Annotated in this window: 14 protein-coding genes and 2 pseudogenes; 7 read left to right on the top strand and 9 right to left on the bottom strand. The window is 39.0% G+C overall.

Going from position 1 to position 23,501, the window contains the following annotated elements; translation table 11 throughout:
* Positions 1–200 precede the first annotated feature (200 nt).
* Positions 201–920 carry a dihydromethanopterin reductase (acceptor) gene (locus ASJ81_RS02245; protein ID WP_095643055.1) on the top strand — a complete coding sequence of 240 codons (720 nt, stop codon included), beginning with the start codon at positions 201–203 and terminating at the stop codon, positions 918–920.
* 83 nt (positions 921–1,003) lie between these two features.
* Here the strand turns inward: ASJ81_RS02245 and ASJ81_RS02240 are convergent, their stop codons facing one another.
* From ASJ81_RS02240 to ASJ81_RS02215, 6 genes are all read right to left on the bottom strand, one after another.
* Positions 1,004–1,702: an ABC transporter ATP-binding protein gene (locus tag ASJ81_RS02240; RefSeq protein ID WP_095643054.1), complete on the bottom strand. Its 699-nt coding sequence runs from the start codon at positions 1,700–1,702 to the stop codon at positions 1,004–1,006.
* On the bottom strand, positions 1,684–2,781 hold the full coding sequence (locus ASJ81_RS02235) for an ABC transporter ATP-binding protein (RefSeq protein ID WP_095643053.1): 1,098 nt from the start codon (positions 2,779–2,781) through the stop codon (positions 1,684–1,686). The genes ASJ81_RS02240 and ASJ81_RS02235 overlap by 19 nt, the downstream gene beginning before the upstream one ends.
* Complete coding sequence (locus ASJ81_RS02230) at positions 2,778–3,737, bottom strand: ABC transporter permease (protein WP_095643052.1); 960 nt, start codon at positions 3,735–3,737, stop codon at positions 2,778–2,780. The genes ASJ81_RS02235 and ASJ81_RS02230 overlap by 4 nt, the downstream gene beginning before the upstream one ends.
* On the bottom strand, positions 3,724–4,686 hold the full coding sequence (locus tag ASJ81_RS02225) for an ABC transporter permease (RefSeq protein ID WP_095643051.1): 963 nt from the start codon (positions 4,684–4,686) through the stop codon (positions 3,724–3,726). The genes ASJ81_RS02230 and ASJ81_RS02225 overlap by 14 nt, the downstream gene beginning before the upstream one ends.
* A gap of 115 nt (positions 4,687–4,801) precedes the next feature.
* On the bottom strand, positions 4,802–6,589 hold the full coding sequence (locus ASJ81_RS02220; RefSeq protein WP_245859716.1) for an ABC transporter substrate-binding protein: 1,788 nt from the start codon (positions 6,587–6,589) through the stop codon (positions 4,802–4,804).
* Positions 6,590–7,046: 457 nt separating this feature from the next.
* Entirely contained in the window at positions 7,047–8,045 is a 999-nt protein-coding gene (locus ASJ81_RS02215) for a PHP domain-containing protein (protein ID WP_170943154.1), read from the bottom strand.
* A 469-nt stretch (positions 8,046–8,514) separates the two neighbouring features.
* On the opposite strand from ASJ81_RS02215, the gene ASJ81_RS02210 reads away from it, so the two are divergent.
* On the top strand, positions 8,515–8,973 hold the full coding sequence (locus ASJ81_RS02210; protein ID WP_245859713.1) for a hypothetical protein: 459 nt from the start codon (positions 8,515–8,517) through the stop codon (positions 8,971–8,973).
* Positions 8,974–9,389: 416 nt separating this feature from the next.
* Complete coding sequence (locus tag ASJ81_RS02205) at positions 9,390–9,767, top strand: hypothetical protein (protein WP_095643049.1); 378 nt, start codon at positions 9,390–9,392, stop codon at positions 9,765–9,767.
* A 1,126-nt stretch (positions 9,768–10,893) separates the two neighbouring features.
* Here the strand turns inward: ASJ81_RS02205 and ASJ81_RS23515 are convergent.
* Complete coding sequence (locus ASJ81_RS23515) at positions 10,894–11,559, bottom strand: restriction endonuclease (RefSeq protein ID WP_245859712.1); 666 nt, start codon at positions 11,557–11,559, stop codon at positions 10,894–10,896.
* A 637-nt stretch (positions 11,560–12,196) separates the two neighbouring features.
* Here ASJ81_RS23515 and ASJ81_RS02195 point away from each other — a divergent pair.
* From ASJ81_RS02195 to ASJ81_RS02185, 3 genes and pseudogenes are all read left to right on the top strand, one after another.
* Positions 12,197–13,297: a hypothetical protein gene (locus ASJ81_RS02195; protein WP_245859711.1), complete on the top strand. Its 1,101-nt coding sequence runs from the start codon at positions 12,197–12,199 to the stop codon at positions 13,295–13,297.
* Between the two features lie 469 nt (positions 13,298–13,766).
* Positions 13,767–15,101 (top strand): DNA double-strand break repair nuclease NurA, encoded by a 1,335-nt coding sequence (locus ASJ81_RS02190; protein ID WP_095643048.1) that lies wholly within the window; start codon positions 13,767–13,769, stop codon positions 15,099–15,101.
* A 292-nt stretch (positions 15,102–15,393) separates the two neighbouring features.
* Positions 15,394–17,367 (top strand): annotated as a pseudogene (locus ASJ81_RS02185) (ATP-binding protein).
* A 359-nt stretch (positions 17,368–17,726) separates the two neighbouring features.
* Here the strand turns inward: ASJ81_RS02185 and ASJ81_RS02180 are convergent.
* Positions 17,727–19,916, bottom strand: a complete 2,190-nt coding sequence (locus tag ASJ81_RS02180; RefSeq protein ID WP_095643047.1) for a S8 family peptidase — start codon at positions 19,914–19,916, stop codon at positions 17,727–17,729.
* 1,095 nt (positions 19,917–21,011) lie between these two features.
* Here ASJ81_RS02180 and ASJ81_RS02170 point away from each other — a divergent pair.
* Positions 21,012–21,536: a hypothetical protein gene (locus ASJ81_RS02170; RefSeq protein ID WP_095643045.1), complete on the top strand. Its 525-nt coding sequence runs from the start codon at positions 21,012–21,014 to the stop codon at positions 21,534–21,536.
* A gap of 844 nt (positions 21,537–22,380) precedes the next feature.
* Here ASJ81_RS02170 and ASJ81_RS02165 read toward each other — a convergent pair.
* A pseudogene (locus ASJ81_RS02165) lies at positions 22,381–23,160 on the bottom strand (PKD domain-containing protein); the annotation flags it as partial.
* Positions 23,161–23,501: the final 341 nt, after the last annotated feature.

Raw genomic sequence — 23,501 nt, 5'->3', positions numbered from 1 at the left:
TAAAGGGTATATAAGTAATATGTTGAAATCAGAGGTTTATCGAAGTCCTCGTGATTGTTTAGTTGTGATTGTTTAGTTGTGATGGCTTCCCAAACAAAGTTTAACTTCTCGGCCTCAGTTAAAGTTTGTGACTTCTCTTTTTCATTGTCCTGAGTCTTTTTTAGAAAATTATATTATCCTCTTGGGCATGACTTCTTTCCATGAGTCTTCAGAGAATCGCGTGGGGTATTACAGGTGCCGGACATTTCCTGGACCGCAGTTATCAGGTCTTTAAGGAAATCAAGCTCAGAAACCCTGAAGTTTCCGTAAACACGTTTATTTCCAGGGCTGCAGAGGAAGTGCTGCGCATGTACGGGCTTGAGCAAAAGCTTGTTAAAATCTCCGGCGGAGACTACCTCGAAGAAATTTTCCGGGAAAGCGAACAGGGTTCTAGTTCTCCTAAAGTCGGACGCTTCGGTCTTGACCGATATGATGCCTTATTTGTCACGCCTGCAACCTCAAACACGGTTTCGAAAATCGCTTATGGAATTGCGGATTCCCTTGTTACCAATGCTGTTGCCCAGGCTGTAAAAGGAAGAGTACCTGTTTACGTCGTTCCCGTGGATATTGAAGGTTCAATCATATCCGAGATGCCCTATAATATTGACCGAAAACAGTGTAAGCATTGCGAGGACTGCCCTCCAAGAGAAAGCTGCCCTCAGGAAGCAATCACTACGAAAAACGGTTTCACAGACCAGATAGACCTTCTGAAGTGCAAAGGCTGTGGAATCTGCAAGGAACTCTGTCCCTATAAAGCAATTAAAGGAGGGCCTGTCGAAGTCCTGGTACGGGATGTGGACATGCGCAATGTTGAAACCGTAAAAAACTTGCAGGGAATTACAGTACTTGAAAGCCCTGAAAAAATTCTGGATCTCTTTTGAATAATTAATATTCAGTATTTTTTAGAGTTTGTAAGGAAGTTTGTACTGGTAGTTATGAGAAATAATTCAGATTTTGAAATATTTCACTCAATTACTCTTAACTGCCCGCTCTCAAGCAGTCCGCAGGTATCTGACATAAAACGGATTACAGCTTGATCATGTGAGATCAGGATATAACCTATATTCTTCTCGGTCTGAACATTTTTAAGCATGTGCAGGATCTGGGCCTGGACCGAGACGTCAAGAGCTGAAGTTGGCTCGTCAAGTATGATATACTCGGGTTCGAGCAGAAGGATTCGGCCGATGGCAAGGCGCTGGAGCTGGCCTCCTGAAAGCTGTGAAGGATAGCGAGAGAGCACTTCTTCTGAAAGGCCTATGGTTATAAGCATCTCTTTTGTTTTTGAAGCGTGTTCTATATTGGGAATTTTGAGAAGTTTCAGAACATCAAAAACTGAGCTTCCTATTCTTTTTCGAGGGTTAAACGCGCCAGTAGGGTCTTGAAACATTATCTGGACCTTGCGGCGAAAAGCCATATATTTGGTTTTTTTCATTTCGGAGAGCGACGAATCCTCATAGTACACAGTGCCGTATGTGGGCTTCTCAATCCCTGCAATAACTCTCCCCAGTGTGCTTTTTCCTTCTCCGGAAGGCCCCGTCAATCCAAAGGTCTCCCCTGGCCTGATTTCAAACGAAACATTCTGAAAAACACATCTTCCTTCGCTTAACAGGCCTGCTCCGTATATCTTTGATATGCTGTCTGCTCTCAGGGATATAGAAAACACCTCACAGCCTTTTCACCGGTTTCTTTAATTTCGGGATGAACCCGAATGCAGCGCTTTTCCCTTAAAGGGCATCTAGGATGGAACCTGCAGCCCGAAGGAAGGCTATTAAGAGGCGGAGAAAATCCGGGTATGGGAATAAAGCCCTTTTCAGGTAAGCTGTTGAGGAGACCTCTTGTGTAGGGATGTAGGGGATTCTCAAATAGACTTGAAGAATTAGCGAGTTCAACAATTTCCCCTGCATACATAACGGCAATTCTGTCTGCAAGCCTCCGCACAAAATCGAGGTCGTGGCTTATTAGAAGTAGGGCACTCTTACTTTCCATTTTCAGATTCTTAAGTTCAGCTTCCAGTTCAGTTATGCATTTTTTGTCAAGTCCTTTGCTGGGTTCGTCTGCTATAAGGAGTGCAGGGTTAAGTATTGTTGAAGCAGCAATCAAAAAGCGCTGGTTCATTCCTCCTGAACACCATGAAGGATAGTAGTTCATGCATTCAGAGAAGTTTACAAAACCCATACGTTTCAGAGCTAATGCGACTCTATAAAGAGCAGTTTTTTTCTTTTCCTTCTGGTGCACACACAGAGGTTCTACAAGCTGGTGTCCTATGGAATACACAGGGTTTAGGGCAAGAGAAGGGTTCTGAAAAATAATAGCAATTTCTCTTCCTCTTATCTTTGCCATTTCTTTTTCGTTCATCTCTGACAGACTTTTTCCCCTGAATTCTATGTTCCCTTTCACCCTTGACTCAGGAGGCAGGAGGTTCATAATTGCATGTGCGACGACAGATTTCCCGCATCCGGTCTCTCCTACAAGGGCCAGAGTTTCACTTTCTTTTATCGAGAACGAAATTCCCGAAAGTACGGTTACGGTTTCCATTCCCTGAAATGAGACCTCAAGGTCCCTTACTTCAAGCAACGTATTCCTTTCAAGTAATGTGTTCCTTTCAAGTAATGTGTTCCTTTCAAGTAATGTGTTCCTTTCAAGTAATGTGTTCCTTTCAAGTAATGTGTTCCTTTCAAGTAATGTGTTCCTTTCAAGTAATGTGTTCCTTTCAAGTAATGTGTTCCTGGGAAGGATTTTCATAGTGTATTTGCACCTTCTTTAAAGTGTTCTCCTTCCTTTGCTTCAAGCCCGAATCCTATTAGTGCGATAGACAGTACGCATAAGGTAATACAGATCCCCGGAGGCATATACCACCACCACATGTCTCGAATAAAACCGCCTTGAGAAAAAGCAAAAGAAAGCATCATTCCCCAGCTTTTCATGCTTAAATCACCAAGTCCCAGGAAAGAAAGAGATGCTTCAGAAATCATTGCCGAAGCAGTTGCCAGCATGAACTTTGGAAATAGGATGTGGATGATGTTTGGGAATATATCCGATTTCATAATGTGGTAAGAGGAAAAACCCATGCACTGGGCACTTTTTACGTAACCTGCTCCCCTTAGCTGTAAGGTCTTTGAACGGGTGACTCTGGCAGTGGATTCCCAGGAAAGAAGCCCTAGAATAGAGATCAGGATCCAGATGCTCGGCCGTAGAAACGCTCCCATGACTATGATAAGGGGGATTTTGGGGATAACAAGGACAACATCAGTAAAGCCCATTAACAGCTCATCAAGGGCTCCCCTGAAATAGCCTGCACAGAGACCTAATGCAGTCCCGATGAGAGTTGAGATCAGGGCTGCCATAAAACCTACTGTCATTGAGATCCGTGCCCCAAAAGCCAGTTCTGAAAGGATATCATTTCCTATGTCGTTTGTCCCTAGCAGGTGTTCTTCCGAAGGGGCTTCGTAGGGTATGAAACGTTCTTCCGGAGCATAAGGAGCAAAAACGGATGGGAAAAGCGCCATAAGAACAAAAAGTATAAAGAGGAAAACGCCTATCCGGTTGAACAGTCCCTGGAAACCTTTATGTTTTTGAAAAATCCAGTACGAAGTTTCTTCAGGAAATTCGAAGTTCGAGCCTTCGGATTTTTTTTCAGAAAAACCTTCAATGCCCGCTTCTTTCATGCAGGAATTATCGGTACAGTCAAACTGATTCATCCATGCTTCCTCCTCTTACTCTGGGGTCAATTAAGATATAAAGCAGGTCAGCAAACATATTTGCTAGCAGGGCAGTAAAGGCAATTACCAGAAATGCTCCTTGAAGCAGAGGGTAATCTTTTCCCATTATTGCATTGTATATCATGACCCCCATCCCGTTTAAGGAAAAAATGATTTCTATGAACAGTGCTCCGCTGAAGAGAAAACCGAAATCCAGGGCAAGCAGGGTAATTATCGGAAGAGAGGCATTTTTTATGATATGTCTGAAAAGTATATCGGTATTGTACAGGCCTTTTGCTCTGGCATACAGTGCGTAGAGCTGTTCCTTTTCCTGAATTACGCTTCCTCGCATGACCAGAAAGTTTCTGGATGCTGAAAACACAGACATTACACAGACAGGTAAGAAAAGGTGATGCAGCACACTTCCTATTTCAGGGGTATCATAAAAGCCTTTGGAGGGAAAGAGCCCCAGTTTAAAAGAAAAGATATAGAGAGTCAGGAGGGCAAGAAAGTAAGGTGGGATGCAGGAGAGTACCACAAAAGTGAAACTGGTGAAGTGACTCGCTTTTCTTTCCGGTTTCCATCCTGCAAGGGCACCGAGAAAACATCCAAGCAAGGTCCCAATAACCACTGACACTCCCACGAAAATCAGTGTCCAGCTCATCTTGTTCAGAAGGATCTCTGCTACAGGAGCATGGAGGTGATAGGAATATCCCAGGTCAAAGTGCAGGAGGTTTGAAGTATAGGAAATGAACTGCTCGGAAAAGGGCAGATTAAGCCCTAATTCCGCCCTCAGTTCTTCCATTACTTCTTCTGAAACATAAGCGTCTTCACCAATCAGGTTCTTTACCGGGTCTCCAGGCATGAGCCTTGGGAGGATAAAGTTGATGATGATTATCAGCACCAGTGAAGTAAAATATCTGGTTACTTTTCTTGCTATTTCTGACATCGTTCTTACTACTCTGTTCTTGCTGTCTCTAACATCTTCCTTATTTTTCCTACCTTATTCTTCTGTCTGATTTCTTCAGAGACTAATTTTTACGCCTTTCTTCAGAGACTAGTTTTTACGCCTCCACCTTCGTTACATTTGTAAAAGTATCCAGGTTATATATCCCGTAAAGGGGATCCGCGTACCAGCCTTCAAAATGCCTGTTAAAAGGAGTAACCGACTTGCTCCAGTAGAGGGGAATTGCAGGCAGATTATCTGCATAGTAGTCCTGTAACTCATATGCATACTTCTGGAGTTCGGCAGAATCAGTGGTAGCAAGGATATTATCGCAGAGCTGCAGGAACGCAGGATCTTCCAGATTATGCATAACTCCCTGGCCTGTCCGTCTGGAATCAAAATAGCCGCTTCCCCAACTTGAGTGCATAAGCATACCCCAGGGAGTGGAACGTGTTACTGTCAGGTCATAATTGTAACTGTCTTTAAGAGTGATCCAGGTGTCCGAATCCACAGTTTTGAGGTCTGCAGAAAGCCCAATCTGCTCAAAGTATTCATCGAGAAGTTCGCCTGTTCGGGCGTAATCAGGTCGGATGAGGATTTCAAGCTTTATATCTTTTCCATCTTTTCCTTCAAGTATTCCATTCCCGTTGCTGTCCGAGTATCCGGCTTTTTTCAGGATCTCTCTAGCTTTTTCGGGACTGTACTCCAGTTTTTCGGTTTCCTTATAATTCTCCATGGCTGATGGCACAAAGCCACTATTTGGAACTTCTCCATACCCCAGAGTTTCAAGCCTTGCAAGCTCTTCGTAATTTATGGAATCTGCCAGTGCTTCCCTGAATTTCGGGTCCGAAAACGGGGCTTTTTTCAAATTCGGGGCAAGGAAAACAAGCCCGACGTTAGTCTTTTCCAGAAAGTCGAAATTTCCTGTTTTTTCAAGCTGCTCAATACCGGAGTAAGGGTATGACCCTGCGTACTTGTAATAACTGTCAGCTTCCCCGTTTTTAAGAGCCAGAGTGGCAACGTCAACATTTGAGTAAAAATGGATTTCTACAGTTTCGAACTCAGGCATCTTTCCTTTCCAGTAGGGGTTCTTTTCAAAAATGAGTTTTCCGGCATTGAGGTCTATCAACTTGAGATAATAGGGTCCGCAGCCGACATAAGGGCCGTTGCTTGTGTATTCTACCGGGTTCTCTATTTTTTTCCACACATGAGCAGGGAGGATATCATAGGTTGCAAACTCCATATTGACTCGAGTGTAAGGCTTGTTAAACTTGAATGTCACGGAATTGTCGGCATCCGAAACCGTTGAATTTTCCAGGGTATCGTTGATCCAACTTGCCCAGGGGGTTTTTTCTCCGTAGTAACGGATTGAGAACTCAACATCTTCTGGTGTTACTTTTTCTCCATCGCTCCAGTAGAGGTCGTCTCTAATGTAGAAGGTCCATCGCGTGTTGTTTTCCGATACGCTATAATTTTCTGCGAGCTGCCCTACAATATGTCCTTCAGCATCCATTTTCATGAGTGGTGGGTTTGAAAGATGAGCAAAAATTCCCAGACTTGTATCTCCAACCAGGGATGCAGACTTTATTACATCCGGAGTTGCAATTTTCAGGACTGCTTGTTCAGGCTCAGCTGACTGTTGAATGTCTGCAGCACCGGTTTTGGGAATTTCTCCTGAGCTATGCAGTTTTCCTTCTTCCCCTGAGAAAAGGTTTTTTACGTATGTGATAAATCGGTTAAAAAATCCTTCGTCTGAAACTGGTTGATTGTTTTCGGTATCTTCCTGCCCTGCCGCTCCTGAAGAAAATATGGTTAAGCAAAAGGTAAGAACAAGTATTGCAAGGATAATCGTTCGCTTTAGTCTTGCTTTTAATTCCAGCCCCATTAGGTGTTTTATTTGTTTCATCTACTTCTTTCCCCTGTTTTGAGCTCTTATCATCCGGATTAAAACATATTTTGCAGATCCAAAATATTTTGCAGGTCCAACATATTTTACAGGTCCAACATATTTTACAGGTCCAAAATATCTTATATACCCAAAAATATTTTACAAGTCTAAACTATTTTATAGTTCTAAAATTGGTTCAGTCCTAAAATATTCTTACAAGTCCTAATTGATTATAGAATAACATAGTCATAACCGAATCAGATTCTTTTTTCACCGTAGTAAATTGTTAGCAGTAATGCCCAAGACTGTAATTAAAAATAATACGAATTCTGAATTTTTTATGCTACATAATCTAAACAATTTCATAATATAAACTTTTTGATATTTTCTTATCCGAAAAATAGACTGGGGAAAGCCCTTTTTATGTAGGCTAATTGGAGCTGTTACAAAAAAACTGAAAAATACGCTTTTACTTTCACTTCTCAATTTCAATCTGTCTTTCTATTTCCTTTGCCAGATTTTCTGCAGAATGAATGTAAAATGATGCAGGAAGCCCTGTATTTGAGATCATATAGAACAGGTTCATGGTTGTCCTGTTAAGACCAGGGAAACAGCTCAATAGGGTGCTTCTTGAGATTTTGACCATCGTATCCAGAGATTTTATTCCGGTAAGGTAATTTTCTGCGCTTCTGCTTTTCTGGCTTTTTTCAAAAATCAGATCTATCCAGGTATTCATTTCGTCGATCAGAAGCTCTCTGGTAAGGTCTTCAGGAACTATGTAACTTTTTCCTTTTGCTATATTTCTGAAAAACTCTTTGAAATTCTCTCCTTTCGCGAGAGTATATACCTTTCCCAGGCTGCCTGTATGGGTATCGGTTGTTGCGGCAATACCTTTGCCAAAGCTCTCAGCAAGAGCAATTGTAAGTTCGTTTTTCTGCTTGAGTTCGTGCATATTGTACTCCAGTACAGGGAAAAGTTTTGCTAGCCTTGGGACTGAAGACGGATTCGGGTCACTATGAAACTCAAACCAGAAAGGATGGTTGTAAATAAAAGGAAGTTTATTCCGCTTGAGGTATCTGATAAAGCTTCTCAGGTCATGTTCGATTTCCGCAATTTCCATAAGCTCAAAGAACTGTTCTCTGTCAAACTCGAAGATATTAATATGCAGTGAATGCCCTACAAATTCCGGATCATAGATATTTATTTCAACTCCAGGGACAAGTTTTTCACGGTTCCACCCTAGAATTTCGTATGCCTCAATGGTATCGTGATCTGTAAATGTCACGTAATCCATTCCCATCTTTAGAGCCTTCTCATAAAGGTTTTCCGGGTGCAGGTCTCTTACAGGAAGCACGTCAAAGGAACAGCTTGTATGAACGTGCAGGTCTGCCCGCCTCCAGCCTTCTTCCATAAGCTCAACTGCTTGTTCCGGAGTTATCAGTTTCTCCTCGTAGTTTCTTGGCCTTCTCCCCATAGGCATAAAACCTTGCAGTTTAATCTCATTTCAATTATTTTTATAAACTTTTTAATTTATCCCCAATATAGTATATCCTTTTTTTAGATTAAGGTTTTCCGAAAGAATTCCTGAAAACCTTTATGAAAAATATTTATAAAAATATTTTCATAAATATTTGTAGGAGAATTGTGGTAATAATTGTGGAAAATCATAAGAAAATTTGAGGATAGATCTCGGTGAGAAAACCAGATGACTGAAAAAAATATTCTGCATTTCCTTTAAAGAGATAAGTTCTTCACTTCCTATAAAAATCGTTGAGAAATTTCTACATAGCTCAAAAATTATCTGGATAAATATATGTCGAAATAATTTTAATTGATAACAACAGTCGATATATTTTAAACTAATGAAAGATATTCTATTATTATACACTATTTGGAGGTTTATTACGGGACTTGTTGGCAAACTTAAAAGAGCAGTTGAAGTCTTGAAAGAAGACGAGTCCGTAGAAAAGGGAAACGATTTTGAAAAGTATGTTGTGAACCTTTTCGACAACAAGTACTTTTCGATTGTGCAATGGAGCACAGATACTACGCGGAAGCACGACAGATTTGTGGAATCTGATGCCGGTCCAGATCTTATTGTCCGTTATCTACCGAAAGATGAGATTTTTTGCGTTGAGTGTAAGTTCAGATCCTGCCTGTTTGAGGGTAAACTACAGTGGTCCGATCCTCAACAATTAAAACGTTATCAGGGTTTTGCCAGGGAAAAGAAGCTTCCTTTCTTTGTTGTCATCGGATTTGGCGGAGATTCGTCCTATCCAGAAAGGATGTTCTGTATTCCACTTGAGGAAGCAAAGTATCCTGGGCTTTTTCCAGAAGCGTTTAAAAAATTCGAAAGAAACCCTTGCAAGCCTTTTTTCTGGAAAAATGGTGTATTGAAATAATCTGTAATAGATTTATATGTTATTTGAATCGGCATTCAGTTTCTCCCAAAAACGAATATCTACATTTTAAATTTTATAGATTTCTCTACTAATTTTATTTCTCCTTATTCATAACAATGGAAATCTTAATACTATTAATAACTCTTTTTGGAGGAGAGTATGAAACTTAAGTCCATTAACTCTTATACCGAAGAAGTAAACTGGGAGTAGGATTCCTTTTCTATCGGGCATAGAACGAACTGAAAAATCCAAGGCTGCTTATTAGCCGGATAAATAAATCCGGAGTGGGATGAGAACTTTCACATTATAGGCTCAGGGAATTTGTGAATATAAAACTGTTGTTAACAGATAAACAGAGGCTTTAAGGTACATATTGCTGATTATATTATACTAAATTTAAGGTAAGGGGGAATATATTGTCCGAGTTAGCTGAGCAGGATGTAATGTCCAGGTTAATCAGGCTGGAACAAAAAATGAATGACCTGGATAGGAGCGTGGATGCCCTGATAGACGAATTAGAGAGTCTGGAGGCTGTAGCTAGAGAATTAAAGTTGATGGAATCGGTAGATAAATTCGATAAATATATCGAGGAGGTAGGGCAAATCAAAGAAGACTTAAGCTGCAAATTATCGGATGAGATCGAAAATGAACAAATGAGGGAACTGGTAGAGGCAAGGATGAAAACTGTACCAGCAGATATCGAAACTCTAAAAAATGAATATAGTTCTGCTCGCGGTAAACTGGCAGAGCTCCGGGAAGAATTAAGAAAAAGCAGATCGAGTAAGTCGGATTAAGCACTCAGGAATTTCAGCAATTGAAGAAATTTTTCTGTAATAAAGGCTGAATGAAAGTACTGACGACTGAACTCAATTGTTCATACCTGAACAATTGTATAAGGATTTTTATCAAAAAAGTATAAAACGGAAAAAAGCCTTCATGCATTGATTTTAGTCTGGTAGTAGGCCACGCCTGAAGGTTGCAGGACATTATTTTTCAGGACAAAAAGGAAAGGAAAGAAAAAATGAAATTACTTTTCTAATCAGGGTGACTTCTTTCGTTTTAACACTAAAAACGTAAGGGCTACAGTCACAGATGCAAATATCCAAAATATAATGGTAAATGGATTTATTGCTTTTTTGAGCACGTTTATCTTATTTTTTAGCCATAGCAGGTTCACTTAGTCCAGCTCCACGAAATCTTTGGCTACGTAATCATAAATCTTTGGCTACGTAATTATATGTCTTATATTGAATACTAGTACCATTAGCAAGGTAGAATGTATTGATTTAGATCTTTCCGATAATAGAGCTGTATGAAAAGTCAGTAACCAAACGGTGTAAAATTATAATCGGTCTAAATATTCGTACATTCTTTCCGATTTTGCATCTTACACGTTCTTAAAGCAACACTAAATAACCACTTTTCGTACAGTATCTAAGTTGCAGGGTATTCTTTTTTCATGAAATTTTCGAACTTTGCTTAAATTTCTACCAATATTCATCTCTATTTATTTTGTCATCTGCTAATCTAACAACGCATATATCTTTCTATCGAAAGTTACTCAGATCTAAGGGTAATTCAATAATTAAATGAGCAATTTAATATAAGTATCATATCATTTAAAACTACAATGCTCAACATAATTCTAAAAAATGATAAGTTATGACAAAGTTCTGGCTTATGACAAAGTTCTGGCAATAGATATTCAGTTGATAGCCTCCTTACTTTTTGAGTATTTTTCTTCTATCTATACTTTTCCAAATTCGATTTTTCGGTATCAAGTAAGGAACTGAAGGTCTTATAAAACAGATAAACTTAATTGGAAATTAGTTAAGCTGGAAGGATAACAAGTTAAGCCAGCTTAACGAGATTGCATAAAAGCAAGTAGTTGACATTCAAAGTCTGCCCTACTTTCAAATCTTAATTATGGATAGTATTAATCAGCTTTTCAAGTTCATTTCTGTCAACTAAATCAATAAAATTCGCTTCAGCTAATTGTTTGGCAGAATCGGTAAAGTAGTTATTTGTAACTACCATGCCCTCAGTGCACTTGTAAAAACCTTTTGCAGCTACAACTTCCTGTACTGCACTATTTGAGACTTTACTCGAATATCGTTTAACCTGGACGGCGATTTTTGTTTTTCCTTTTGATGTTAGAATAAGATCTGCACCCTGATCACCTGAGAATGGAGTATGATAGACTGAATATCCTAAGTATTCATAAACACATTTCATAAATTCTTCAAATTTGTATCCGTCCATTTCATCAATTTCGGCTAATGTAGGTAGTACTGGTTTTGATGAATTTTGGGGAAGTCGTTTTACAATTCTATAAGGTAAGTGAATTAAAAAACTGAGAAATAGACATAATGATTTCAGTATATGCATTAATAAACTAAACAGCTGCCACATTACTTTCAGTAAGTGAATCAAGAAACTAAACAATAGCCTCATTGCTTTCAGTAAGTAAATTGGAAAACTAAACAACAGCTTTATTGATTTTAGAAAAAGATATAACAAAATCTTAAATGTTCCAGTAACAAAGCTGTGTTGTTTTCTTCGTTTTCCTCTCTTTGACATTTTCATCAATGTACTTCCTTCTGTTTTTAAGAGCCTACCGATAAGTTTGTGAGGTATGTTGAAAAATTACAATAAGCCTATGATATCAGGGTATTCATTCATATCAGAATATCATGCTGGTTTTTCATTCTGCTATTCTAAAAGTTACAGTAGATAACCACTTTTCGGATAGGTTTTAAATGAGGGATATTTTTTTCATGAAGTTTGAGAACTTCATTTAAATTTCAACCAAGATTTATCTTTGTATGACATTTGCATAATATGAAATTCTACAAATACCTATTTAGAGAAAGGTAATTCAAATCTGAAAGCAGTTTCTCAATTAAAAGAATGATTTAATATAAATATACTGTCGTTTGAAATGAAAGTACTCTACTTTATCTATTTTGATTATCTTTACCTATTTTGACTGTCTATTTTTTTTATGTACATTTTTGGTTATGCTCTGGTTATGTTTTAGTATGCTTTTCTAAACTAAATAATTCCAATATATTTCTGAAGATGTTAGAATAACTCAATTCCTTCCCTGAAAAATCTAATCGAGAGCCAGAATATAATCCGATGAGTATTACAACCCAACACACTAACATTTAAAATCAATAAATTACTATAAAATGTAATAAAATATAGGGAGGAATGAGAAGTGAAAACAATTCGGAAGACAGCAATTGCGTTGAGTCTTTCCCTGGCAATTGTTTTTTTAATTGCAGGAACAGCCACTGCGAGTTGTGTTTGTCCTGAACCCCCGATGACAGATATCGGATTAAAGCAAGTGCCATATAATATCAATGGTGTTTTTACAACCGTGTCGGGTATTTCCTACGACTCCGTATCCGGTGGATTTGTCACAAACAACTCCGGAGAAGTTTACAACGTCACTCAGTATGATCGGCTGTTTAAGATCGTGGAGAATAACTCCTGCTCTCCTTTGTTCTTTGTCATTGACGATAAACACGGTACGCATTTCTTCAGCCATATAAAGAATGGAAATGCAACATTGTTCCGAAGTGGTGTCATCGAGTCAAAAAATGTTTTTTCAACGGGAACTATCTCCAGTTCAGGTGGAGTTGTCATGGTGCAGACGGCTCTCGCAGTTCGTAACAGAACGACAGTTCCCACTGACAGTATAGCAAGCCCTAATCTCACCGGCAACTGGACGACTGCTCAGAATAGTGTTTACCAGATAAACAGCCAGGAAGGAAACGTGTTTTCCGGTAAAATTTTCGCAAACGGAAAAACAACATTCACACCATTTGCCGGATATATCGACGAGGTTGATGAGGACGGTACAGCCGATATTGTTATGCTCTGTGTGAAAGGCAACTTCATCTTAGGCGATGCCAACATAAGCACGCATAATATAACCATTCCCTATGTTCTCTATGCTGATGGCAGAATTTCATCTTCACCCCACGAGACTGAGTGGCCTGAGACTAATATGTCGTACAACGTTACCCAGAAATATGCCACAGTTCTGAATAGTTGCGGGATTACCAAAAATACCTCAAAACAGACCCTGTTGCTGTCGGTCACTGATGACAGTAAAGGCCAGTATAATCTGACCTCTGCTTCCGACAACATAACAGTCATAGGCATTGCCAAGGGAGACAATTCATTTATCGAGTATTCTCCAGAAACCGGACTTATCCGCGGTTTTGTTAAATGTAATAAAAAATATGATTTCCATGGAGGGTCTGATTTATCAGAAGCTTCGGTTCATAATTTGAAGCAGAAGAAAGGATAAGAATCAGAGGAACTCCTGGTAAAGCACCAGATCTGAAAAATTGATTTTAAGAAATTCCCTTTTTCAAGGGAATTTTTAGATTTAACTCTTTAAAGCCAGAAGAAGAAACATTGTTTAAGAATTAAACGCATATGAAACTCTTTGAGTAACAGGCACAAAGAAGTGGAAGTACTTTTCACCTTACCCTTTTTGACTATTGATTTTCTTCATTATCCTGGACAGTAGGGTTGTCTTGAGTTTGTTTTTTAAAATCGTCGCTAAATTAATCAGTAATTGTCATCAAAGGCTTAAACGTGATTAGGGGTAGAAAATGATAACGTCTTTAGATATCGAATATTGATTTTGATGAAAACTGGATTCTTCTTGCGAATTCAGATTTTCAATCAAAAAACATAAAAATTACTAGGATTTTGGACCAAAGTCTTTTCCACTCAACAAATATATAAACTCCCCAAAGTATCTTTTATCCATGACCCTTGAGCCCGTGCATATGCATAAGATCTCGGAGCTTGCAAAAAAGATTGACCGTTCGTTTGAATCTGAGGAGGTAAAAACGGCTTCGGATATCTATTCTTTGCTTGAGGAGCTAAGGCTTGATGGTAGGGTCATTCTTAAAGCTATAGACAGGCTCTTTCGTGGGATTGTAAGGACTCAACTGATGGCACAGGGAGATGACCCGTATCCGCTTACTTACGCCTGCGACAGCGGAAGTACAAACCCAAGGACTTATGACAGCGGGCTTTTTGTAGATTTCTGCCACTGCGGGCTGGCTGCAACGCCTACTAGCCTTGATATTCAGAGATTCAGAACAATCGTATGCGCTGCTTATTCTTCTTCCCATAGGATATCCATGCAGGCTACTCAAGGCTGGGAAACCTTCGATGAAGGATTTGGAAGGGCAAAGCTGGTTACAATCGCGCCCGATGAGTTAAAAAGAAAAGTTTCTGACATGGTCCACAGTTTTGCAATGTACCTGGCAGAATCCGAACATATTCTTTTCATGAAAGACAGGCTTGAACCTGAGAGTTTTTTCATAATGGACGGGCCGGTTTATCCAAAACAGTTAATGTACTGGATGGTACTGGATGACGAAGACGTAAGGGTCCGGCAGAACAACGACGCCCAAAAAATTCTCCAGAACTACATCGATATCATGGATCATTTCCTGAAAAACCGGCAGCCAGTGGTTGGTTTTGTAAAAAACCCTACTGACGTGCAGATCATGGACAGCGTCCGGAAAAAAAGGGAAGCTTTCGACCTGCCCTGGATGCTGGATTCACAGTTTTTCAGGAATCTGCTCTCCCTGGAAAAAGTTGACAATGCTTCAGGGCACAATGGAAAAAATTCTAAAAATAATGGGAAGAACGGCAAGCACAACGGCTCCAAAAATGATTATATTACTTACACTAACTGGTTTTTGCAGCCCAACAGGTTTTATGAAAAATTGCTTAACGGGACTTCGCCTCTTGCAGCCGCAGATCCGCTTCAGAAGGAACTCAGACATACTTTCCCGTCTGAAGATTATGCTCTTTGCTTTTTCATGCTTTATGTACCCTACAAAGACGTGGTTTTCAAGGTTGAGGCCCCGTATGGGCTTGTTAAAGACGACTCTCTCCGTATGCAAATTACCAAAAAAGTGCTCTTTGACCTTTCTTTGTATGGTTTTCCTCTTACCCTCACAAAAGCAGACCATCTGGCAAAAATCAGGAAAGTAGAGAGGGAAGAGATTGATAAATTCTTTGAAAATATGAGTCCCGATACTACTTATAATGACACCAGGTGGAATAAGATTAATGAAATATGAAAATGTCGACATTTTTACTTTTAACTCTTGCAAACCGAAAAAGGAGCAGGCTTCTGTGGATTCAGGAACTGAAGAGAATGCAGGTTCAAAGGAAAGCCCTGCTGAGCTAAAAAATGAAAGTCTTGCTGAGCTTGGAAATGACAGTCCTGATGAGATAAGTCCTGAAAACAGAAATATGAGCAAGACAGCAAATTCCATCGAAGATGCTCCCGATCTGGTCACATCTAATCTAGTCACCTCTATACTCACATCTGATACTGAGGAAACACTGCAACCCCCATTGTTCGAGGATATGAGGAAAGATTGTCTTGAGAATGTACCCGATTTAACCCCAACTAAATCTAGCATTGAATCTGATATCAAATCTGATATTGAATCTGATCTCGAATTTGACATTCTTTCAGGTCATGCCGAAGCAATTTTAAAATCTTCATCTCTATCTACGACCGCTCATGTGTCTAAGACTGCTTCTCTGCCCCTTTCAGACCTCTCTTTTGAATCCGAAGTTCTTGGGAGTTCCGGAAATAAAGCTTTTCCCTTTGAAGGCTTTGCCGGATGTGATGATAATGTATTGAAGGCTGCTCCGGTTTCAGAAGCTTTCGGGATTGTCACTACAGGCATAGAACCTCTTGAATTAACTCCTTCAGGAGCTGTAATTACCGGTTATATTACATCAGCTCGTCGAAGTGAGATAAGGCTAGGTACATACGTTGTTGTGCCTTACGAAAACAGAGAAAAACTCTTTGCCAGGGTAGGAAAACTTCAGTACAGGCAGGAGTTTATGGTAGACGACGCAACTGAAATTCACTCAAGGCGCATGCTCAGTGCTGGTGGAAACCCCGTAAATGAAGACGATTACAAGTTCCTTGCCTGTCTTGATCCACTCTGTATTCTGTACCGAAAGGCCGACGGCAAACTCACGCGGCGGATGGCAGACCGAATTCCTCACCCTAACACTCCTATTCTGCCTGTTACTGACAGGCTTGAAGTCCAGACAGGGCTTAATATTCCTGAAGAAGGAATCTTTCTCGGCCACTTGAGTGTAGGGGGTGAGCTTTTAAAAACTAATTCCGAACCAGAAACGGTTGCATATTACCTGAGAAACGACTATTCTATGGGCGACCCCCTTATTTTCAGACATATGCTTATTTGCGGAAGCACAGGTACAGGAAAAACATTCCTCTCAAAAAATATTCTTCGTCAGTTCCTGAGAGAAGACAACAGGTACAGGCTGCGAAGTTCTCCTGACAAGGCACGGAAAAACCCTTGCCTGGTAATTATGGATCCTCAGGATGAATATTCCCAGCTTTTTGAGGACAACGAGACCTTGACTGAGGACGATAAATTCCAGTTTGAATCCGAAAATGTAACTTATGGTCGAGTTCTCTCTACAAGGGCTTTCGTGGCGAAAGTTGACGGTCAAAGATACCCCGGGGATAAATCCAGAGCCGAGCAGATTGAATTTACAATTCCTTTTTCGCTTGTAGAACATAATTCCTGGCTTATTGCAGCAGCCGGAATGTCAGAACTCCAGTATATCGGGCTTGAAGTGCTTCTTGGAGATTTCTTCAAATCAAGCGTACCCCATACTTACCAGAATTTCGTCAACCATATTGATAATGAAGGTACACGTTCCTACTATGTTGACAGCGGAAAGCTGCATGAGTCTTCATATGACGGTATTGTAAGAAGAGTAAGAAACCCCTTCTTTTCGAAGGTCTTTGATCGGGATGCGACTTCAATTATTGACCTTGTGGAATAGATCTTCAAGCCAGGGCAGATTTCAGTCTTCCCGACTGAATATATAAGTGCCCCGAGAATCCGCGATCTCATAGTGCTCACAATCATGAGCCTGATCGTGGACAACAAACTAAATACAACGGGAAAGGAAGCTATTAAAGAAACTCCAATAATTCTCGCTCTGGATGAAGCTCATCGATATCTCTCAAATGCAAATGGAGAACACTCTCGCCTTATTATCTCACGTTTTGCAGATGCAGCTCGCCAGGGCCGAAAAGAAGGACTGGGGCTTTTCTTAATCACCCAGGACCCTCAGGATATCGATGATACGGTTTTCAAGCAAATAAATACGAAACTGATCCTTAATCTCAACAACGACGCAGCTATTACATCTTTGAAAGTTCCGAAGGAATATGAACGGAGAATTCCCTATCTCAAGAAAGGACAGATGATAATTCATTCTCCTGATAACAGTGATATTGTCGAGATAATCGGGCTATCAAACTGTGTAGTCCGGCATCGATGATCTTTATCGGTTTGACGATCAACAAATTTACTGAGAAAATTTGGCTGCTCAGGCAGGATTCAGGCACAATGAGAATCAACAACACGAAAGCCTGAAACTTCCTAAACTTAATCTGAATTAAACTTCCTAAACTTAATCTGAATTAGTTGTGAGGATGAGTTATTGAAAACAGTAAGTGAATAATCTATGTTGTAAAGTTTTAAATTAAGGGATAATCTATGTTTTTCCATAAAATAAAAAATATGTCTGTTCTCAAATCTGGTAAGATAAGGCAAAGATAATATTGTTGTCAGATTTGATAAAAATGATTCCCCCACTCCTTCAGCTCTTATTTTTTTCTCTTTTTTCAATTTAAGGGCTTACTTACTTTCAGCGTATATACCAGGTCTTGTATTTGTTGTCACTGTTATGTAATTTGTCTTCGTTATTGTACTGCTGCCTGCCGAATTGCTTACTGTAAATGTGATCTTATATTTTCCTGCCTGTAAATACTGATGTTTCGGATTCTTTTCTCTTGAAACTGTCCCGTCTCCAAAACTCCATTTGTATGCAGTTGGATTTCCTGAGCTCTTGTCAGTAAATGCAACAGTTAACGGGGCTTTTCCTGAAGTTGGATATGCAGAAAACGCAGCAGCAGGTTTTGATACTACTACTATATAATTTGTCTTTGTTACAGTGTTACTGCCGACAGCATTTGCTGCTGTAAGAGCCACAGTATAATTCCCTGCTTTGGAATACTTATGCTTTGGATTCTGCTGGACTGAAGTTGTTCCGTCTCCAAAACTCCATTTCCACTTTGTCGGTGTTCCTGTGCTTGTATCAGTAAAGGCAACTGTTAATGGCATTTTTCCTGAGGTCGGGGTAGCCGAAAACGCAGCAGAAGGTTTTGATACTACTAGTACATAATTTGTCTTTGTTACCATATTACTGCCGGCAGTATTTGCTGCTGTAAGAGCCACAGTATAATTCCCTGCTTTGGAATACTTATGAATCGGGTTCTGCTGGACTGAGGTTGTTCCGTCTCCAAAACTCCATTTCCACTTCGTCGGTGTTCCTGTGCTTGTATCAGTAAAGGCAACTGTTAATGGCACTTTTCCTGAGGTAGGAGATGCAGAAAAGTTTGCTACTGGAGAGCTTGAAGTGCTGCCAAACACTGCTTTGTATGCATTGACCAGTCCTGATCCATAGTCATTATCCTTTCCTGTAGATCCAAGATCCTTAGCTGTACTTTCTAGTTTCTTTTTTACCTCAGATGGCTTCATTGTAGGGTTCTTTTGAAGTATTAACGCTGCAGTTCCGGAAACATGCGGTGTTGCCATGGAAGTTCCGGATCCAGATGCATATCCATCACCTGGATATGTTGAAGGAACAGACACTCCAGGCGCAGAAACATCAGGTTTAATGTATGTCTGATCATTTAAAGTGACAGGACCCCGGCTGCTAAAGTATGCTATTGAATTGGAGGAATCTGTTGCACCGACAGTGACTGAATTGAGCTCATCACCTGGGCAGTTGATTGTGCCAGATCCATACAAACCATCATTACCAGCCGCTATAACAGGAACTATACCTGCTGCTACAACTTTGTTTATTGTAGTTGTAAATAATGAACTATGTTCTGAAGATCCCCCGCTATAACTTATAATATTGGCATTATTATTAACCGCCCACTCAAAGCCAAGAATACTGTCAGATAAATATCCAGAGCCTTCTGAATCAAACACTTTTGCTACAATCAGCTTAGTGCCTGGTGCAACTCCGGTTTGTATGCCATTAGCTCCGGTTCCTGAAATCGTTCCGGATACATGAGTGCCGTGTCCGTTGTCATCATATGCAGATGACTCTGAGCTTACATAGTCAATCCAGCCGACAACTTTCGGGTCGTTTGTACTGGAACTGTCATCAAGATCGTCAAGATCGGGGTGTGTCGCATCAATTCCTGTGTCCACGACAGCAACAGTTATTCCTTTCCCAGTTATACCCCGTTGCCATACTGCAGGCGCATCAATTTTATCGACTCCCCACGCATTTGTGGATGCTGCATTAGTCTGGGTAGTTAATGTCTTTATTTTTTCCAAAGAAGTTTCGGACCCTACCAGAGAGATAACATCATCAGGCTCGATTCTCGCAACATCAGATCTTTTGGCAAGAGAAGCTGCAACTCCAGGGGTTACTTTTACAGCAATAGCATTAATTAGTTTAATAGATTTTATTTCCTGTGCGTTGCTTTTTGATTTTTCACTCTCAAGAAACTTTACGAGATTTTTCTGTTCACTCTCTATTTGAGATTTTCCAGCAGCAGTATTAAATTTAATACTCTGATTTGGTAACTCTATAATTACCGGAACTTTCTCAGTTTCTGAGATTTCTCCAAGTTTAGAAGATAAACTCGTTGAGATCTTATCATTTGAACTTATACTGGAAGACGAGTTTGTATCTTCAGCCAGGGCGGTAAACGAAAATAAAGATACTAATAACGATGATATACATATGAAACATAACAGTTCAGAAATTGTTTTTCTTAAAGGCTTTCGGACATTTTTTTCCACTTATTCTCACTCCTTTCAAAGTTACTTCCTTTATTATTAAGGGACACGTTTTTCTGTAACCAAAATATTTGTGTTTTCCAGACCCTGCATTCAAAAGTATTGCAATAAACAAGCATCAAGTAACTAAATTTTTGTAACTAATATGCAGGCGTTCAACTCTATTAGGATGTAAAACCCTATAGAGATCTGGTTCTAAATATAAAATACTTATGAGGTTCAAAGGTCTAATATTTAATTTAATCTCGAAATATGCTTAAAAGAGGAATTACTACGAATATTAGTCGTATTAACTTCTTCAATAAACAGTAAATATAACTAACATTAAAAAAATTCAGAAAATAGAGAGAAAGTGAGATTGCTACTATCAAGGTTCCATGAGAAACTAAAAATTAGAATTTTGCATATTATAGGAACCAATAAGACTAATTAGAGTAGTTTTGCCGGAAAGTTAGAATCTAAAGCTAAATAATCCGAGAAAACTACTTTTATGGAAAGTTGGACAATTTATCTTATTTATTCACTAATAGGAAACGTATGAATCTGATTTTCTATAATCTGATTTTCTATGTTAGATAACGGAAATATCACTATTGCGGAGCAAAGTATTAATATTGACATTAATACTGTAATCAATATCAAAAATCTTACTTCAAAGCCAAATTTATTCATTTATCTGACATCTATAGAGTGTGGGGAAGACTTGGAACTTGTTCTGAAAAAAGGAATAAACCAGGAAGTTTCTTCCTAAAACAGAGTTGCCATGATGTTTTTTATTCAAGTTGAATAGTTACTTTTATATTTTCCTTTGAATATGAGTCACGACATATACGCAAATAAATAATTTGTCATCAAATTATTAAACAGTCAAAATATTGGAAAATAATCCAGACTCAAAATTATTTGAAAATTGCACTGTTAGAGAGTATGGGCATAAAAGTTATAAAGAATTAGAAAAGAGGAGTTTATGAAGTTCGGATTATCTGGAAAATACTTTTGAACTCTATAGTAAATACCTTAAGAAGGCATGACTAAGTTAGCTTTGCGTATATTTAAGCTTACTTAGTCCTGTCTCCTGGAAATAAAGGGGTAAAAATAATGTTTAAAAAGAAATTTAGAATAGGGACGCTAATTTTAGTAGTACTACTGATAAGCGTGGCATCTGTGCCGGCTGCAAATGCTGAAGAACCCCGTGAAGATGTAAATGGATCAGAAGCTAATCTGACCTCAGAGCAGCTCTTGTATATCTATAACGATCCAATTACAGAAAATAGCCCTTATTGGTACTTGCTTGCAGCAAATACGAATGAGAAACAAACCCTATTTCAGTACATTGACAATTGTAGCGTTTCCGATCAAGAAAAAATATCTATGAAACACTCTATGACAGACATATGGAGTCGATATCCTGATAATATTACAGAAGAAGACAATCAAACACTCGAATACATTGATACTACAGTGGGAGAATATCTTAGCAACAAGTATAGTATTTTTACAATTCAATGGAATGGAAAACAGTATAAAGATATGATATACCTTGCAGCAATGGACTGGAAAATAAAAGATACCTATGCGAATATTGCAAAGGATGCATCAGTTGTACCTGAATACTTGGAGTAATAGTCAGATCTGGCATTCTTATAATCACTAACTACGATCCAGAAGCAAAGCAAGGATCAGGTGCAGCTAACGCTTATACTTATGCAATACAAGCAAAAAGCTATTATGGTAAAAGACAACTCCAAAATGCATATACTTATCTTGGTTACTCAAGCCACTTTTTTGCAGATTTAAGTAATCCGTTGCACACAGGTCAAGCTTATCAACAAATTAAACCTAAAAACCGATGGATCCATTCTACTTATGAAGATTATGTGTCTAACAACTGGAATTCAGGCTATAAATTTAATAACAGTGTAAGTAGCGTTACTACCTATTATATAATAACAGACCCTTCAAAATCTGCAGTAAGCTTGGCAACTTATACTCATCAATATTCGAAGTATATATTTAATAAAATATACTATAACCCAACGAAATTTAAATCAGATTCTAATCTTATTAAGTATACGCGGAATTGCTGATTGCTGGTGAAAAATTTAACAGTGGGCTTGTGAAATATATGAGAAGTTAAGCTTTTCAATATTTTTAAATGGGAATTTCAGAAAATGTGATAAGTAACATAAATTTAAATGTATCTCTTCACGTTTCATCAAGGAGAAAATGACTCATTTTATATCCAATTCTCCTCGAAAAGAGGAAATTGTAGCCTTAACAAGGCTACCTGAATAGTTACATAATAAACATGGGCTCTTCATCGTTTTGTGTGGCTATCCTCACAATGTCTTCATAAAAACCAATGCGGTCTTGAATTGAAAATCATCTGATCTATAGGAAATGACGAAGAGCCATAAACATTTCCCTACTACTTTATCTTGATTTTTTTCTTTTTCAAATTAAGTGTTTACTTACTTTCAGCGTATATACCAGGTCTTGTATTTGTTGTCACTGTTATGTATTTTGTCTTCGTTATAGTACTGCTGCCTGCTGCATTGCTTACTGTAAATGTGATCTTATATTTTCCTGCCTGTAAATACTGATGTTTTGGATTCTTTTCTCTTGAAATTGTCCCGTCTCCAAAACTCCATTTGTATGCCGTGGGGTTTCCTGAGCTCTTGTCAGTAAATGCAACAGTTAACGGGGTTTTTCCTGAAGTTGGATATGCAGAAAATGCAGCAGCAGGTTTTGATACTACTACTATATAATTTGTCTTTGTTACCGTGTTACTGCCTACGGCATTTGCTGCTGTAAGAGCCACAGTATAATTTCCTGCTTTGGAATACTTATGCTTTGGATTCTGCTGGACTGAAGTTGTTCCGTCCCCAAAACTCCATTTCCATTTTGTCGGTGTTCCTGTGCTTGTATCAGTAAAGGCAACTGTTAATGGCACTTTTCCTGAGGTAGGAGTAGCCGAAAACGCGGCAATCGGTTTTTGTGCAGGTGTTTTCACAATTATATGGTTCTTTATTGTTTTCGTACTTGTTCCTGCTGCACTTTTTACTGTTAAACTGACAGTGTAATTTCCGGCTTTACTGTACGTGTATGCAGGATTCTTTGCTGTTGAAGTTTTTCCATCTCCAAAGCTCCATTTCCATGAAGTTGGTGTTCCTGTACTTTTATCTATAAAATTAACTTTCAGCGGAATGTTTCCTGAAGTTCGGGATACAGAGAAATCAGCTGTTGGTGATTTTTCATTTTCTAGAGTCAGAAGGTATATACCACGTTCTCCTCCTCTATCAGACCAAAAAGCAATTTTTTTGCCATCTGGACTCCATACCGGAAACGAATCCTTTGCTGAACCTGATGTTAACTGAACTTTGTTTTTTCCATTGGCATCCATAATCCATATATCTTCACTTCCAGCTCTGTTTGACACATATATAATTTTTTTACCATCAGGTGAATACATAGGATAGTTATCTTTTGCCGAATCTGAAGTGAGTTGAGTTTTACCGGTTCCGTCAGCTTTTATCCTAGATTCGGCAGGTAAACATATAAGTTAATATAATTATTCTCACATCTTTT

Source organism: Methanosarcina spelaei, from assembly GCF_002287235.1.
Lineage (GTDB): Archaea > Halobacteriota > Methanosarcinia > Methanosarcinales > Methanosarcinaceae > Methanosarcina > Methanosarcina spelaei.
Note: the sequence above shows the minus strand (reverse complement) of the source record. Positions and strands in the feature narration are given on the sequence as shown.

Excerpts from the sequence above, each read along its gene's own strand:
- ASJ81_RS02245 (WP_095643055.1), top strand. The coding sequence starts at position 201 with ATGAGTCTTCAGAGAATCGCGTGGGGTATTACAGGTGCCGGACATTTC.
- ASJ81_RS02235 (WP_095643053.1), bottom strand. The coding sequence starts at position 2,781 with ATGAAAATCCTTCCCAGGAACACATTACTTGAAAGGAACACATTACTT.
- ASJ81_RS02230 (WP_095643052.1), bottom strand. The coding sequence starts at position 3,737 with ATGAATCAGTTTGACTGTACCGATAATTCCTGCATGAAAGAAGCGGGC.
- ASJ81_RS02225 (WP_095643051.1), bottom strand. The coding sequence starts at position 4,686 with ATGTCAGAAATAGCAAGAAAAGTAACCAGATATTTTACTTCACTGGTG.
- ASJ81_RS02220 (WP_245859716.1), bottom strand. The coding sequence starts at position 6,589 with ATGAAACAAATAAAACACCTAATGGGGCTGGAATTAAAAGCAAGACTA.
- ASJ81_RS02215 (WP_170943154.1), bottom strand. The coding sequence starts at position 8,045 with ATGGGGAGAAGGCCAAGAAACTACGAGGAGAAACTGATAACTCCGGAA.
- ASJ81_RS23515 (WP_245859712.1), bottom strand. The coding sequence starts at position 11,559 with ATGAAAATGTCAAAGAGAGGAAAACGAAGAAAACAACACAGCTTTGTT.
- ASJ81_RS02190 (WP_095643048.1), top strand. The coding sequence starts at position 13,767 with ATGACCCTTGAGCCCGTGCATATGCATAAGATCTCGGAGCTTGCAAAA.
- ASJ81_RS02170 (WP_095643045.1), top strand. The coding sequence starts at position 21,012 with ATGTTTAAAAAGAAATTTAGAATAGGGACGCTAATTTTAGTAGTACTA.